At 66.4% G+C, this 14,589-nt stretch carries 14 protein-coding genes and 1 pseudogene; 13 read left to right on the forward strand and 2 right to left on the reverse strand.

Going from position 1 to position 14,589, the window contains the following annotated elements; translation table 11 throughout:
- Positions 1 to 19: 19 nt before the first annotated feature.
- The 10 genes and pseudogenes from AC5P9W_RS09225 (at position 20) to AC5P9W_RS09270 (ending at position 9,680) form a co-directional block, all read left to right on the forward strand.
- Complete coding sequence (locus AC5P9W_RS09225; protein WP_111101922.1) at positions 20 to 1,312, forward strand: transporter; 1,293 nt, start codon at positions 20 to 22, stop codon at positions 1,310 to 1,312.
- A 45-nt stretch (positions 1,313 to 1,357) separates the two neighbouring features.
- Positions 1,358 to 2,248: pseudogene (locus AC5P9W_RS09230) on the forward strand (NAD(P)-dependent oxidoreductase); the annotation flags it as partial.
- A 101-nt stretch (positions 2,249 to 2,349) separates the two neighbouring features.
- On the forward strand, positions 2,350 to 3,489 hold the full coding sequence (locus AC5P9W_RS09235) for an SPFH domain-containing protein (protein ID WP_180832457.1): 1,140 nt from the start codon (positions 2,350 to 2,352) through the stop codon (positions 3,487 to 3,489).
- A gap of 20 nt (positions 3,490 to 3,509) precedes the next feature.
- Positions 3,510 to 4,862, forward strand: a complete 1,353-nt coding sequence (locus AC5P9W_RS09240) for a TFIIB-type zinc ribbon-containing protein (RefSeq protein WP_180832459.1) — start codon at positions 3,510 to 3,512, stop codon at positions 4,860 to 4,862.
- A complete protein-coding gene (locus AC5P9W_RS09245) occupies positions 4,859 to 5,116 on the forward strand; it encodes a hypothetical protein (RefSeq protein WP_329858968.1) in 258 nt (85 codons plus the stop codon). Before AC5P9W_RS09240 ends, AC5P9W_RS09245 begins: the two co-directional genes overlap by 4 nt.
- A 209-nt stretch (positions 5,117 to 5,325) precedes the next feature.
- Complete coding sequence (locus tag AC5P9W_RS09250; RefSeq protein WP_021202346.1) at positions 5,326 to 5,910, forward strand: AprI/Inh family metalloprotease inhibitor; 585 nt, start codon at positions 5,326 to 5,328, stop codon at positions 5,908 to 5,910.
- Between the two features lie 69 nt (positions 5,911 to 5,979).
- Entirely contained in the window at positions 5,980 to 6,939 is a 960-nt protein-coding gene (locus AC5P9W_RS09255) for a cation diffusion facilitator family transporter (protein ID WP_206621474.1), read from the forward strand.
- Positions 6,940 to 7,011: 72 nt separating this feature from the next.
- Complete coding sequence (locus tag AC5P9W_RS09260; RefSeq protein WP_111101921.1) at positions 7,012 to 7,647, forward strand: DNA-3-methyladenine glycosylase; 636 nt, start codon at positions 7,012 to 7,014, stop codon at positions 7,645 to 7,647.
- Positions 7,647 to 7,841 carry a hypothetical protein gene (locus AC5P9W_RS09265; RefSeq protein ID WP_019659790.1) on the forward strand — a complete coding sequence of 65 codons (195 nt, stop codon included), beginning with the start codon at positions 7,647 to 7,649 and terminating at the stop codon, positions 7,839 to 7,841. The genes AC5P9W_RS09260 and AC5P9W_RS09265 overlap by 1 nt, the downstream gene beginning before the upstream one ends.
- Positions 7,842 to 7,961: 120 nt before the next feature.
- Positions 7,962 to 9,680: a sensor domain-containing diguanylate cyclase gene (locus tag AC5P9W_RS09270; RefSeq protein ID WP_111101920.1), complete on the forward strand. Its 1,719-nt coding sequence runs from the start codon at positions 7,962 to 7,964 to the stop codon at positions 9,678 to 9,680.
- Here the strand turns inward: AC5P9W_RS09270 and xth are convergent, their stop codons facing one another.
- The gene (xth, locus tag AC5P9W_RS09275; protein WP_111098498.1) at positions 9,681 to 10,472 is read right to left on the reverse strand and encodes an exodeoxyribonuclease III; all 792 of its coding nucleotides are present in this window, start codon (positions 10,470 to 10,472) and stop codon (positions 9,681 to 9,683) included.
- A gap of 113 nt (positions 10,473 to 10,585) precedes the next feature.
- Here xth and AC5P9W_RS09280 point away from each other — a divergent pair, with 113 nt between their 5' ends.
- Positions 10,586 to 12,220 (forward strand): alpha-amylase family glycosyl hydrolase, encoded by a 1,635-nt coding sequence (locus AC5P9W_RS09280; RefSeq protein ID WP_495219109.1) that lies wholly within the window; start codon positions 10,586 to 10,588, stop codon positions 12,218 to 12,220.
- On the opposite strand, the gene AC5P9W_RS09285 is transcribed toward AC5P9W_RS09280, so the two are convergent.
- The gene (locus tag AC5P9W_RS09285) at positions 12,190 to 13,176 is read right to left on the reverse strand and encodes a TIGR03885 family FMN-dependent LLM class oxidoreductase (protein WP_021202341.1); all 987 of its coding nucleotides are present in this window, start codon (positions 13,174 to 13,176) and stop codon (positions 12,190 to 12,192) included. The genes AC5P9W_RS09280 and AC5P9W_RS09285 overlap by 31 nt on opposite strands.
- A gap of 59 nt (positions 13,177 to 13,235) precedes the next feature.
- Here AC5P9W_RS09285 and AC5P9W_RS09290 point away from each other — a divergent pair, with 59 nt between their 5' ends.
- The gene (locus tag AC5P9W_RS09290; protein WP_111101918.1) at positions 13,236 to 13,619 is read left to right on the forward strand and encodes a sensory rhodopsin transducer; all 384 of its coding nucleotides are present in this window, start codon (positions 13,236 to 13,238) and stop codon (positions 13,617 to 13,619) included.
- A gap of 100 nt (positions 13,620 to 13,719) precedes the next feature.
- On the forward strand, positions 13,720 to 14,586 hold the full coding sequence (locus AC5P9W_RS09295; protein ID WP_111098500.1) for a glucose 1-dehydrogenase: 867 nt from the start codon (positions 13,720 to 13,722) through the stop codon (positions 14,584 to 14,586).
- Positions 14,587 to 14,589: the final 3 nt, after the last annotated feature.

Consider the following 14,589-nt stretch of genomic DNA (forward strand, 5'->3'; position numbering starts at 1 on the left):
CACAACGCAGGACACGAACATGCACACCCTGATGAGGATCACCCCGTTGGCGCTGGCGGCGCTGGCGGGCACCGCCCTTGCCGTGCCGCCGACGCCTGACGATGGCGCAGACGTGCAGGCCCTGGCCAACCAGCTGGAACAGCTGAAAGCCAACTACGCACAGGAAGTGCGGCGGCTGCGCGAACTGGACATGCAGGTGCAGGCCATGCAGGCACGCTTGGGCGGGCGGGTTGGCCCAGCCTCGACCCCACCTGCCGCGCCATTGGCGCAGGCGGCGGCCGCCGCGGTTCCACCGAGCAGCGAGGGCTACGCCAGTACCGCTGCCGAGGCCCAGCAGGCCAGGCAGGAGTCGCGGCGCAGCGTGGACGACGTGAAGCAGCAGCAATCGGCCCTGTTCTCGCGTCGCTTCACCATCGAGAACAGCCTCACCTACGCCCGCTATGACCGCAAGCAGCTCACCCTCAACGGCTTCCTCGCGTTGGACGCCATCTTCCTCGGCAATATCGCCATCGAGAACGTGGAGTCCGACTCGCTGACCTATAACGTGGCGGCCCGCTGGGGCGTCAGCCCGAACCTGACCCTCAACCTGGATGTGCCCTACCTGGCGCGGCGCACCGTGTACCAGAAAGGCGGCGCCGGCGGTGCAGCGGCCGCCATCGCGCAGGAGCAGACCAACGGCAACGGCCTGGGCGACATTGGCCTGAGCGCGAACTACCGGCTGTTCGGCGAACGCGGCTGGCGCCCTGAGACCGTGCTCACGGCCGGTGTCACCGCCCCCACCGGGCGCGCGCCCTACGGCCTGGACTGGAAGGTGATCGAACGCGATGACGACGACTACATCCGCTTCGCCGTGCCGCGCGAGCAACCCACCGGCAACGGCGTATGGCAGGCCAACCTCGGCCTGTCGATGGTGAAGACCGCTGACCCGGCCATCCTGTTCGCCAACATCGGGTACGTGCACTCCATCCCTCGCGGCTTCAGCGACATCGACAGCAATCCGGATACGGTCAACCCAGGCGACGTGAAGCTGGGCGGCTCGGTGTACTTCGGTGCTGGGGTGGCCTTCGCATTCAACGAGCGGACCAGCCTGAGCCTGTCCTTCAGCGACCGCATCAGCGCCCGCGCCTCCACCCGCTTCCAGGGTGGCAAGTGGATGAAGGTGATCGGCAGTGACGCCAATGCGGCATCACTGAACCTGGGCGTGACCTATGCGTTGAACCAGCACACCACGCTGGTGACGTTGCTGGGCATCGGACTGACCCCGGACGCACCGGACTTCACGCTGGCGTTCAAGATTCCTTACATGCTCTAGCGGCCACTGCCCATGGCATGATGGGCGCTCTGCGGCCAGCGGACGTCCATCATGCGCATCGGATTCCTGGGACTTGGAGTGATGGGAACGCCCATGGCGGCCCATCTGGCTCGCGCAGGTTACGAGGTATGCGGCTGGTCGCGCTCCGACCGCAACCATGCGGCCGCGCGCACCGCCGGCATCAACGTCTGCGAGGCGGTGGACGAGGTATTCGCGGCCTGCGACACCCTCATCCTGATGCTGGCCAATGACGATGCCATCGACAGCGTGCTCGATCGGCATGGCGCGGCGTTTGGCGAGCGGGTCGAGGGCCGCCTGCTGATCAACATGGGTACCAGCTCGGCAGCGTACTCACAGGCGCTGGCCGAACAGATCCGTGCCGCGGGCGGCCGCTACGTGGAAGCGCCGGTGTCTGGCTCACGCGTGCAGGCCGAAGCGGCGCAGCTAGTGATCCTGCTGGCCGGTGCCGATGTCGACCTCGCGGCAGCCGCCCCACTGGTTGCACCGATGGGCAGGCAAACGGTGTGCTGTGGTGCAGTGCCGTCCGCACTGCGCATGAAACTGGCGGTGAACCTGTACCTGATCACCTTGGTCACCGGCTTGGCCGAAGCGGTGTACTTCGCCGAAGCACACGGCATCGAGCTTGACCGCTTCGCGCAGGTGCTCAACGCAGGGCCGATGGCCAGCGAAGTATCGCGAATCAAGCTGGACAAAATGATCCGTGGTGACTTCAGCGTGCAGGCGTCGATCACCGACGTGCGCAAGAACAGTGGGCTGGTAGCCGCTGCCGCCCATGAGGTGGGCATGCATGCGCCCTTGATCGACGCCAGCGACGCGCTGTTCGCACAGGCACTGGCGTCCGGATCGGGGGCGCTGGACATGGCGGCCGTGCTGCGGGCGGTACGGGCCGGGCCAACCGGCACTGGCCGGCGCTGATCCGGATTCATGTTCCGGCACTACTGCCGTCCTCCACCGCTGCTATATTCAGTCCAGCTCGGCAGGCATGGTGCCTGCCCTCGAATCACAGGGAGTTGGACATGGGTCTGGTACAGGCGGTGAAGGGGGCGGTTGGCGGTGTGCTGGCCGACCAGTGGAAGGACTTCTACACCGTGCCGGCGGGCCTGCCGTCCACGGCCGCCCTGTTCGCGGCGGTGCCGCAGGGCACCAATGCCGGCCGCGGCTCCAACACCAGCGGCTCGTCCAACATCATCACCAACGGCTCGAAGATCATCGTGCCCGAAGGTTACGGCCTGCTGCTGCTCCAGGACGGCGCGATCACCGCATTCGTCGCCGAACCGGGTGGCTACGAATGGCGTTCGGACGACCTGAACTCGCAGTCGATCTTCGCCGGCGACGGCCTGGTCAGCACCTTCATCAAGCAGAGCTGGGAACGCTTCAAGTTCGGCGGCCAGCCGGGCGCGCAGCAGGCGGCCTACTTCGTCTCGCTGAAGGAATTGCCGGACAACCGCTTCGGCACCCAGTCGGAAATCTACTGGGACGACGGATTCCTCAATACCCAGGTCGGTGCGATCACCCGCGGCTCGTACACGCTCAAGATCGTCGACCCGATCCTGTTCGTGAAGAACTTCGTGCCGGCCAGCTACCTGCGGCCGGGCCAGGTGTTCGACTTCACCGATCTGGACAACGCCGCTGCCAGCCAACTGTTCAATGAAGTGGTCGGTTCGCTGGCCCCGGCCTTCAGCCTGTATACCAACGATCCGGGCAAGGGCAACCGCATCACCAAGCTGCAGCAGGACTCGCTGGGCTTCGCGCAGAGCCTGTCCGCCGCCGTCGAGCAGGGTTACCAGTGGAAGTCCGACCGCGGCCTGGCCATCGTCAAGACCGCCATCGTCTCGATCGAGTACGACGCCAACACCCGCGAACTGCTGAAGACCGTGCAGCGCGCCGATGCGCTGTCCGGTTCGCGCGGCAATTCCAACCTGCAGGCCAGCGTCGCCCAGGGCATCCAGTCGGCCGGCGAGAACGGCGGTGCGGCGGGCCTGGTCGGTGTCGGCATGGCCTCGGGCATGTTCGGTGTGGGCGGCATGCAGCAGCCGGTCACCCCGGCTGCGGATGACCCGGTGGCCAAGCTGAAGAAGGCAAAGGAAATGCTGGACCTGGGCCTGATCACCCAAGGCGACTATGACACCCTGAAAGCCAAGGCACTGGGCCTGTAACAGCAGAACGCACAACCCACATGTCCGATCCCAGAAACGGCCCACCGCCGCTGCCCGGATCCGTGCCCGCGACGCCGCCGCCCCTGCCGGCGGCGTCGTTGGATGGGCCCGGTTCGCCGCAGGACGTCCCTCCCCTGCCCGGCAGCTTCCCGCTGGACACGCCGACTCTGCCACAGGCCATCCGCGATGAAGTGGAAGCGCCCGATCCTGTGGCCATCGATACCTCGGCCAGCGAGCTGAAAGACGGTCTCAACCGCTGCCCGAAGTGCGGCGCCACCGACATCCGGCCCAAGGCCGGCACCGATATCCTGGTCTGCCTGTACTGCCGTCACGAATGGCATGGCGCGCGCGTGGAGGAGGAATTCGGGCTGGGCGAGGCCATCGACCAGCTGCGCGGTACGGTCATCGCCTCCGGCGCGCGTGACATCGACGCCGACACCTCGGCGTTGATGACGTTCAAGTGCACCGGCTGCGGTGCCGAGGTCACGGTCAATACCGAAAGCACGATGACGGCGCGCTGCCACTGGTGCCGCCACGTCTTCGGCGTCAACGAACAGATCAGCAATGGCGCCGTGCCCGATGCGGTGTTGCCCTTCCACATCAAGAAGGACGATGCGGTCGCGCGCATCCGCCAGTTCGTCGACAAGCGCCGGATGTTCGCGCTGAAAGCGTTCAAGGACCAGTTCACCCCGGAAAACGTGGTGGGCGTGTTCCTCCCCTACATGATCGTCGACAGCAATGTAAGCGCGGCCGTGGCCGGCAAGGGCGAGATCAAGACGCGCGAGTACACGGTGGGCAGCGAGAAGAACAAGCGCACCCTCTACGACGCCGATGTCTACCAGGTCGAACGCCAGGTCGATTTCACCGTTGATGACCTGCCCCTGGAATCCTCGGCCGAGCGCGGCAATCTGGATACCCGGGCCAACACCAACAACATCATCAACACCATCCTGCCATTCGACACCAAGAACGCGGTGAAATGGAACGCTTCGTACCTGGCCGGCTTCACCTCTGAAAAACGCAATCTCGACGTGGAAAAGCTGCGGCCGCGGCTGGAAGACCAGCTTCTGTCGATTGCCCGCGCACAGGTGGAAGGTTCGGTGAGGCGCTACAACCGTGGCGTGCGTTGGGAACAGGAACAGCTGGAGGTGCATGGAACGCGCTGGGTGTCGATGTACCTGCCGGTGTGGTTGTACTCGTATCACCAGCCCGGAAAGAACGGCGGCATGTTGCACTACATCGCGGTGAACGGCCGTACCGGCGAAACCATGGGCAGCGTGCCCGTGCAGCAATGGAAGATGCTGCTGGCGGCACTGGCCACCGGCACCATCATTGAAGCCCTCGCAATTGCCTTCCTGGTAGCATCGACATGAGCGACGACAGTGGACTCTGGCTGTTGGCGGCAGGTCCAGCCGGCGCGACCGCGCTGTACTGGGCGCTGTACCGCTATTACCGCAACACCGACAAATCGCATTCCTTCGAGCACGAGACCGAAATCGAGGCACAGCCCGTGACCGGTTCGGACCAGCAGGTGGGCCGGGTCACCGGCACCGAGGACAAGCGCATCCGCGGTGACAACGTGTACGAGTACCGGAAACGGGTGGTAAGGGTGAAACCCGACCCGTAGCGCCAAGCCATGCCTGGCTGCGGGAGGTGCCGGCCGCGGGCCGGCATTCCTTCGGCTCTGGGCGTCAAAGGGGAGCCGGCCAGCGGCCGGCACTACCCTTCAGCGGACAGCACCTGTTCTTGGCTGGCTTGCCTCAGGGCGCGCCCTCACACCGTCTCCCACCCCACCGGTTCGATGCTCGCGCGATCCACCCTTCCGAGGATCCTGCGATGGCTGCTCTGCTTGCCCGTAGCTGCCTGTCGGCGCTGTACTTCCTGGCCCTGCCCGCCCTTGCCCAGGACGCTTCGTCCGGCTTCGGCGAACAGACCACCCACACCGACCAGACCACGCAATCCAGCAGCACCCAGACCCAGACCAGTGGTTCGATGACCACGCAGACCACCACCAGTGGCAGCTCCCAGTCCGAGTCGCGCACCGAAAGCAAGGAGATCGACGTGGGCTTCGGTTTCCACGACGACAACGACGACTGGAACCATGACCGCCACCGCGGCGACCGCGATGTGCGCGACAGCGATCTGTTCGGCAGCTGGACGCTGGGCCAGGAGAACGGCAGCACCTGCACCATCGAGCTGAAGAACAGTGAGTGGTTCGGTGGCTACAGCGCCTACGTGCCTGCCGGCTGCCCGGACGGCTTCTTCTCGGCCAACCGCTGGGTACTGTCGGGCAACCAGCTGCTGCTGACCGATACCAGCAATACGGTGTACGGGCGTTTCCGCGCGTCGGGCAGCGGGCGCTGGTCGGGGTTCCGCGAGTCGGATGGAGCCCGGCTTTATCTCAATCCCAGGGGGCGTTGACCGCGACGTGCACGCGATGGGCACGGGCAGACCGCGAAGATCAGCCGTCTACCGTGCCCCGCTGCTGACATGTCCGCTCCCACCGGTTCCCGCCTTGTCATCTATGCCGCGCTCGCGGGCAACCTCGCCATTGCGATCGCCAAGTTCATCGCCGCCGGCATCTCCGGCAGCTCGGCCATGCTCAGCGAAGGCGTGCATTCGCTGGTCGACACCCTCAACGAGGTGTTGCTGCTGTACGGGCTGCGCCGCGCCGGCAAGGCGCCGGACCCGGTACATCCGTTCGGCTATGGCCGCGAACTGTACTTCTGGAGCTTCATCGTCGCCCTGCTGGTGTTCGCTGCCGGCGCCGGTGTGTCGGCCTACGAAGGTATCCAGCACATCCGCCAGCCGGAGCCGGCCACCAACCACGCGTTGAGCTACAGCGTGCTGGGCATCTCCATCCTGTTCGAGGGTGCCTCCTGGTGGGTGGCGCTGCGCGAGTTCCGGCGTACCAAGGGCAAGCTTGGCTACTTCGAAGCCTTCCGCCGCAGCAAGGATCCTTCCACCTTTACCGTGCTGCTGGAGGATAGCGCGGCCCTGCTGGGCCTGGGTTTCGCACTGATCGGGCTCGTGGCCGCACAGATCCTGGACGTGCCGGTGCTTGATGGTGTGGCGTCGCTGTGCATCGCGGGCGTGCTTGCCGCCACCGCCTTTCTCCTCGCACGCGAAACCAAGGGACTGCTGGTGGGTGAGCCGGCCCACCCGGCGGTGGCCGATCGGATCATGGCCGTGGCGGAAACCGATCCAGACCTGCGCCGCGCCAATGGCGTGACCACCATGCAGATGGGCCCGGAACAGGTCGTGGCCATGCTCAGCGCCGAGTTCGAGGATGACCGGCGGACCCCGCAGATCGAAGCCTGCATCACCCGCATCGAAACGGCGGTGAAGCGCGAGTATCCGGAACTGGTGGCACTGTTCATCAAGCCACAGACGCCGGAGGTCTATGCCGCACGGAGAGCCGCACTGGCCGCCGGTCCTGCGCAGCAATGACACTGCGTCTGCGCCCGTTTCACCTGCCTGATGCCACAGTGCCATCACCGTTTGCCCGAGCCTGCCTCTACCGTGCCGGATTGGTTGCCTGCCTCTCTTCAGATCCTCCCGCGCAGCTTCTACCGGCGCCCGCCCGTCGAGGTTGCGCCCGAGCTGCTCAACAAGCTCCTGGTCCGTGACGATGGCCGGGCCGGTCGCATCGTTGAAGTCGAAGCCTACGCGGGCAGTGTCGATCCGGCCGCACACTCCTATCGCGGGCAGACGCCGCGCACGGCCAGCATGTTCGGTGAGGCCGGCCGCCTGTATGTCTATTTCACCTACGGGATGCACTGGGGCAGCAACGTTGTCTGCGGCGAAGTGGGTGAAGGCGTGGCGGTGCTGCTGCGGGCCATCGAGCCGCTGGTGGGCCTGGAGCGCATGCGCGAACTGCGCCCCGCTGCGCGCCGCGACCACGATCTGGCCAGCGGGCCCGGCAAGCTCTCGCAGGCCTTCGGGCTGGACCGCAGCTTCGACGGCGCTGATCTGGTGACCGGCAACCACGGCATTGTCATCGTCAGCGACGGCGTGCCGCCGCCGGAGGATCCAGTGGTCGGGCCCCGCATCGGCATCACCCGCGCTGTTGATTTCCCCTGGCGTTGGCACGTCCGTGATCATCGTCACGTATCGATACAGCCACGCCGCGCGCTCTCCCCGGCGAGGAAACGATGATGACCCCGCTCGACAAACCGCTGCGACGCGAACTGGACATCGATGGCCAGCCCTACACCCTCATCGTGGACCCCGAAGGACTGAAGCTGGTTGAAAAGGGGCGCCGCAAGGGCATCACGCTGCGCTGGCAGGACCTGGTGTCCGGTGATGCCGCGCTGGCTACCGCCTTGCAGGCATCGCTCCGGCAACACTGAGTCGGCGCGCGCGCCTCACGCCGGCATCACCCTGCCATGGCGATACATAACGCCGCACGCACTACCGTGATCCAAGACAGCCGCCGCAACCGCCCTCGCCACCCAGCCCTGAAAAGCGCCATGGACGAAGCCGAACGACTGCTCGAAATCGAAGGACTGCACCTGTTGGATACGCCCCCGGAGCCGGTGTTCGATGCCATCGTCGCCGCCGCCCGCGCCGCGACTGGCCTGACGATGGGCCTGATCACCGTGGTGGCCGAAGACCGCCAGTGGTTCAAGGCCAACATCGGCCTTGAGGGCGTCAGCGAGACGGCTCGCGAAATTTCCTTCTGCACCCATGCCATACGCCAGGACGAGCTGTTCGAGATACCCGATGCGCGCCAGGATCCACGTTTCTCCACCAATCCGCTGGTGACAGGTGGGCCGCGCATCCGCCACTACGCTGGCATCCCCCTGGGCTCGGCGCACGGCGCACGTATCGGCACGCTGTGCCTGCTCGACCCGATGCCCGGCGTGCTGTCCCCCTCCCAGCGCGAACTGATGGTGCATCTGGCGCGGGTCACCACCCAGGTGCTGGAACAGCGCAGTACCCTGATGGCGCAGGTGGGCCAGGCGAAAGCGCTGCAACGCGAGCTGAAACGCAGCGAAGACTTCCTGGAGCGCACCAACCGCGCGGCGCGGGTGGGCGGCTGGGAGATGGACCTGGTCACCAACGAAGTGCGCTGGACCCGCGAGACCAAGCAGTTGCACGGCGTGCGCAGCAACTTTGAACCGACGCTCGACACCGCGCTGTCGTTCTATCGCGAAGACAGCCGCAACATCATCCGCGCGGCAGTGCAGCGTTGCATCGACGAAGGCACGTCCTGGGAGGTGCAGCTGCCAATGACGACCGCCGACGGGCGCGCGATCTGGACCCGGGTGGTCGGCAGCCGGCAACAGGTCGACGGCCATCCGCGCCTGGTCGGGGCCATCCAGGACATCACGGACGAGCGGGCCGCGCTCGACGCGCTGGAAGCCAGCGAAACCCGCTACCGGCGACTGTTCCACTACAGCCTGGGCCTGATCTGCACCCACACGCTGGACGGGACATTGACCTCGGTGAATCCGGCGGCGGTGCAGTCGCTGGGCTTCGAGGAAAGCCAGATGATCGGGCGCAGCCTGTGTGACCTGATGCCACCGGAAAAGCGCGAGGGCTTCAAGGCCTACCTCGCCCGGATCCAGGCAAACCACACCGACGCTGGCGTGATCGAGCTGATTGCCGCCGATGGTACGCGCCACTACTGGGCGTACCACAACGTGCTCGACAACGAAGCCAGCCCGCCCTACGTGCTGGGGCATGCGCAGGACGTCACCGCGCTGAGGATGCAGGAGCAGCAGCTGCGCGACATGTCCTTCAAGGATCCGCTCACGCAGTGCTACAACCGGCGTTACCTGCACCGGCTGGATGAACTGATTGACGAGCGCTGGGCGTGCGTGATGTTCGATCTGGACCATTTCAAGCACATCAACGACACCCAGGGCCACCGCCGTGGCGATGCCGTGCTGGTCGAGTTCGCCACCTTCCTGCGCTCGCCGCTGGGCAAGGACGAGACCGTGGTAAGGCTGGGTGGCGACGAGTTCATGGTGGTGCTGGTCGCGCCAGCGAATGGCCGCCTGAGCGAACTGGAGCATTGGTACCAGGACCACGCCGCGCTTTCGCCCAGCGCGTTCTCGATGGGTGCGGCCATCAACACGCCCGGCGAACCCGTGGCCGACACCATCCAGAAGGCGGACAGCCGCCTGTACCGCACCCGCGCGCGGGTACGCCGCGAGCGGCGCGAAGACCCGGCCGCACGCTGATCACGCCCTGACCGTCACCCAGGCTGGCGCGTGGTCGCTGGCCTTTTCCTGCAGTCGTACCCAGCGGTCGACGCCGGCATCCTTCAGTCGCCCCGCCAGTATCGGATTCAACAGCAGATGATCGATGCGCAGCCCACGGTCGCGCTCGGCATGTTGGCGGAAATAGTCCCAGAAGGTGTAGATCGTGGCGTCGCCGTGCACCTTTCGCAGCGCATCGGTCCAGCCCTGCGCGAGCAGCCGCTCGAAGGCATCGCGAACCTCGGGCTGGAACAGCGCATCGCGGCGCCAGGCCTTGGGGTCGTAGACGTCGGCTTCGTTGGGAATCACGTTGAAATCACCCAGCAGCAGCGCCGGGTGCGGCAGCTCGACCAGGCTGCGCGCATGCCGGATCAGGCGTTCCATCCAGCGTAGCTTGTAGTCGAACTTCGGCCCGGGCTGCGGGTTGCCGTTGGGCAGGTAGAGGGCACCCACGATGACGCCGTGCACCGCTGCCTCAAGGTAGCGACTCTGCGTATCCTTGGGTTCGCCCGGCAATCGTCGGCGGCTCTCGACCGGCATGGTGCCCCGGGCCAGCAGCGCCACGCCGTTCCAGCGCGCCTCACCCTGCCAGAGTGCACCGTAGCCGGCCTCTTCCAATGCCGCAGCGGGAAACGCGGCGTCGGTGGCCTTCAGTTCCTGCAGGGCAACCACGTCCGGCGATTCCCTGTGCAGCCAGTCCAGCAGCTGCGGCAGGCGTGTGCCGATGCCGTTGACGTTGAACGTCGCAATACGAAGCGTTTTGCGGCGGGGCATGGATAAAGGTTCCTCGACGCAGCGGGACGAGCATTCACTCTGCGCGCCCAGGCATGCAGGGACCGTGGATGCCACGTCATGATGCGGTGCCGTCCGGTTCACGGACCGCTGCCATGTCGCGCAGCAGGCTGGTCACCCTTGAACGGTGCTGGAGCGGCCCAATGGCGGTGCGTCCGCTGCGTGCGATCTACCAGGTCGACCCCTACCTCTTCCGCGACAGCAATGGGCGCGGCTGGGGCACTCTGGATGGCATCACCGAAAAGCTGGACTACCTGCAGTGGCTCGGTGTCAGCCACCTGTGGCTGCTGCCGTTCTACTGCAACGCCGGCCGTGACGGTGGCTACGATGTCACCGATCACTACCGCATCGATCCACGCCTGGGTGACGAGGCGGCGTTCCAGCGCCTGGTCGATGCTGCCGCCGCACGCGACATCGGCATCATCGTCGAGCTGGTGATGCAGCACACTGCCAGCGCTCACCCGTGGTTCGTCGCCGCGCAGCGCGGCGACCCGGCCTGGCGCCGCTGGTACCTGTGGAGCGACCACGTGCCCGACGATGGCCTGAAGCCGATGTTCCCGCCGATCGAGGCGTCTGCCTGGACCTGGAACGCCGAGGCCGGCGCGTTCAACCGGCATATGTTCTACCGGCACGAGCCAGACCTGGAGCTGGCCCATGCGCCAGTACGCGACGAACTGCTGCGGGTGATGACGTTCTGGATGCAGCGCGGCGTGGCCGGCTTCCGCGTGGACGCGGTGCCGTACATGGCCGAGCGCGCGCGACACGCCGACCCCCGCGACGACGGGCTGTGGCTGCTGGAGGAAATGCGCGCCACGGCAGACGCGCAGCAGCCAGGCCTGCCGCTGATCGGCGAAGCGGACGTCCCCGCGTCGCGCTACGGTGACTTCCTCTGCCAGGGCCGGCGGCTTTCGCACCTGCTGGATTTCCACCTCAACAATCATTTCTTCCTGGCCCTGGCGCGCGGCGACGCCAGCGAAGTGGCCCGGGTCATGGCCGAATACGGACCGCAGGCGCCGCCGCACACCCGCATCGCCTGGCTGCGCAACAACGATGAGCTTGACCTGGAGCAGCTGGAGCCGGACGAGCGCGAAGCGGTGATGGGACGCTTCGCCCCTGAGCGTGGCATGCGAATCTATGGCCGTGGCATCCGCCGCCGGCTGGCACCGATGCTGGAGGGCGACATCGCATGGCAGAGTATGGCTTGGGCGGCATTGCTGTCGCTGGGCCAGGTACCGGTGATCCGCTACGGCGAAGAGATCGGCCTCGGTGACTGCCTGGAGCTGCCAGAGCGCAATGCCGTGCGCATGCCGATGCACTGGCACGGTGGACCAGCGGCGGGGTTTACCGATCAACCGCGGCATGCCTGGCGCGCACCACCGGCAGACGGCCCGTACGGTTACCGCACGGTGAACGTCGAGGCGCAACGCACGACGCCAGGTTCACTGCTGCTGCGGGTGCGCGAGCTGCTGCAGCAGCGCAATGCACATCCCGTGCTGCAGCAGGGTCCTCACACGCTCGACCCGCCATCTCCCGCGCTGCTGATGCTCCGCTACGGTGAGGCACCCCATCAGGCACTGGCACTGATCAACTTCGGCGACGAGCCGGTCGAGGTGGACGTGCCCCTGCGCGGTCCGTTGAACACGCTGGTGGGCCAAGGCGCCAAGCTGCAGGATCGCCGCTGTTACCTGCAAGGCCATGGCTATACGTGGCTGGCCGCCGAGGGTGCCTGAGTGCGCGGCGCAGGCAGTACGTGCTCGGCGAAATCATCGATGAAGCGTTCCTGCTCGCGGTTCACGTTGTGCAGGTAGATGCGATCGAAGCCCAGTCCCTGCAGCTCCTGCAGCCAGGCCCGATGCTGGCCCAGGTCTGCCGAGACATGCACGTGCTGGCGCACCACCTCGGCGCTGACCGATCGGGCCTGTGCTTCGAACTGTTCGGGCTGGTCCAGCCCTTCGGCCAGTTCCGGCGGCAGCACGTTGGCGCTCCACTGCTCCATCGCACCTTCCAGCGCCGCCTGTTCGGCGCGCGCGTAGGACAGCTTGGCCTGCAGGTACATCGGCTTGCCCCTGCCACCGCCGTCCTCGAACGCCGCCACCACACGCCGCAACTGCGCCAGTGGCTGGCTGATGGTGATCAGGCCATCGGCCCAGCCCCCTATCCAGCGTGCAGTTTCCTCGGTGACGGCCGCCCCCAGCAGCGGCAGGGGAAGCGCCGGGCGACTGTAGAGCCGTGCCTGGCGCACCCGGAAGCCACCGTCGTGGTCGACCTGCTCGCCGCCCCACAGCCGCCGCATCACCTCGGCCGCATCGCGCAGTGCCTTCTGCCGCTCGCGCTTGGCTGGCCACGGCTGGCCAGTGATGCGCTCGTTCAGGGCCTCGCCGGTACCCAGCGCCAGCCAGATCCGGCCCGGCGCCAACTGCTCCAGCGTCGCCGCTGCCTGTGCCACCAATGCCGGGTGCTGGCGCAGCATCGGGCAGGTCACCATGCCCAGGGTCAATGCGCTCTGCACCGCCAGCGCGCCGGCCCATACCCAGCTGTGGCCGGACTGCCCTTGCGCGGTCGTCCACGGGTGGAAGTGGTCCGAGCACATCAAAGCCTCGAATCCCGCCTGTTCGGCGCGCAGTGCCAGGCCCAGCAAAGTGGCGGGCGGGAACTGCTCATGCGATGCGTGGTAGCCGATGGTCATCACGGATGATGTGCGGGGACTGGACACGATGGCAACACCCGCCGGGCTAAAACGGCGTCATGGAAACGAACGCTTCCTGCATCGGGCATCGACGCTGGGCTATCCCCGAAGGCTACATTCCAGCCTGGAGCAACGGACCGTCACCGGAGATGCAGAGTCACGAAACCTGCTGTGTCCTCAATGCCGGCAACGAGGACGCGCATGTCACCCTGACCCTCTACTTCGAAGACCGAGATCCCGTGGGCCCGTACCGGGTCACCGTGCCGGCACGACGCACTTGTCACCTGCGCTTCAATGACCTGCAGGATCCGGCGCCGGTACCGCGCGGCACCGGCTTCGCTACCCTCGTCGAATCCGACCAGCCGATCATCGTGCAGCACACGCGACTGGATTCGCGTCAACCGGCCAACAGCATCATGACCACCATCGCCCATCCGCTGTGAAGTCCTGCGCGCACACATCCACGCCGCAACGACACCGCGCCCTCCGGCCGTTTACCGCCATGGAGGGACACTGGCCCCGGTTTCCTTCCGGAGAGTGACGATGGCCCTGCCCGACTACCCACACCCGCCCTTCCCCGCCCAACAGCAATCCTTCCCCGGCAAGACCGCGCAGATGCAGCCCCGGCCGGACCACGGCGAGGACAGCTACCGCGGGCATGGACTGCTGCAGGGCAAGAAGGCACTGATCACTGGCGGTGACAGCGGCATCGGCGCGGCGGTGGCAATCGCGTTCGCGCGCGAAGGCGCCGACGTTGCCATCGCGTTCCTCGATGGTGAGCAGGACGATGCCCGCCATGTGCAGCAGCAGATCGAACAGGCCGGGCGCAAGGCCGTGCTGGTGCCCTGTGACATCAGCGACCCGGCACAGGCGCGCTCGCTCGTGGACCGCGTGGCCAGCGAACTGGACGGTCTCGATATCCTGGTCAACAACGCGGCGTACCAGCGCTACTACGAGCACTTCGACGACATCACCCTGGATGACTGGAAGCGGACGTTCGATACCAATGTGCATGCCGTGTTCAATCTGACCCGGCTGTGCGTGCCACACCTGCGCGGTGGCGGTGCGATCATCAACACCGCGTCGGTCAACTCCAAACGGCCGACGCCCAACATCCTTCCCTATTCTGCAACCAAAGGTGCCGTCGCCAACCTGACGCTGGGGCTGGCCGGCCTGCTGGCCGAGCATCAGATCCGCGTCAATGCCGTGCTGCCCGGCCCGATCTGGACGCCGTTCATTCCCGCAGGCATGGCCGCCGAAGAGGTCGAACAGTTCGGCGCGCAGACGCCATTCGGCCGCCCCGGGCAGCCGGCCGAGCTGGCCTCGGCCTATGTGATGCTGGCTTCGGACACCGCCAGCTACACCTCCGGTGCACTGCTGACCATCTCCGGCGGCGCGGCAACACTGTGACCC

It is taken from the genome of Stenotrophomonas sp. YJH_SMC_33 (genome assembly GCF_059372295.1).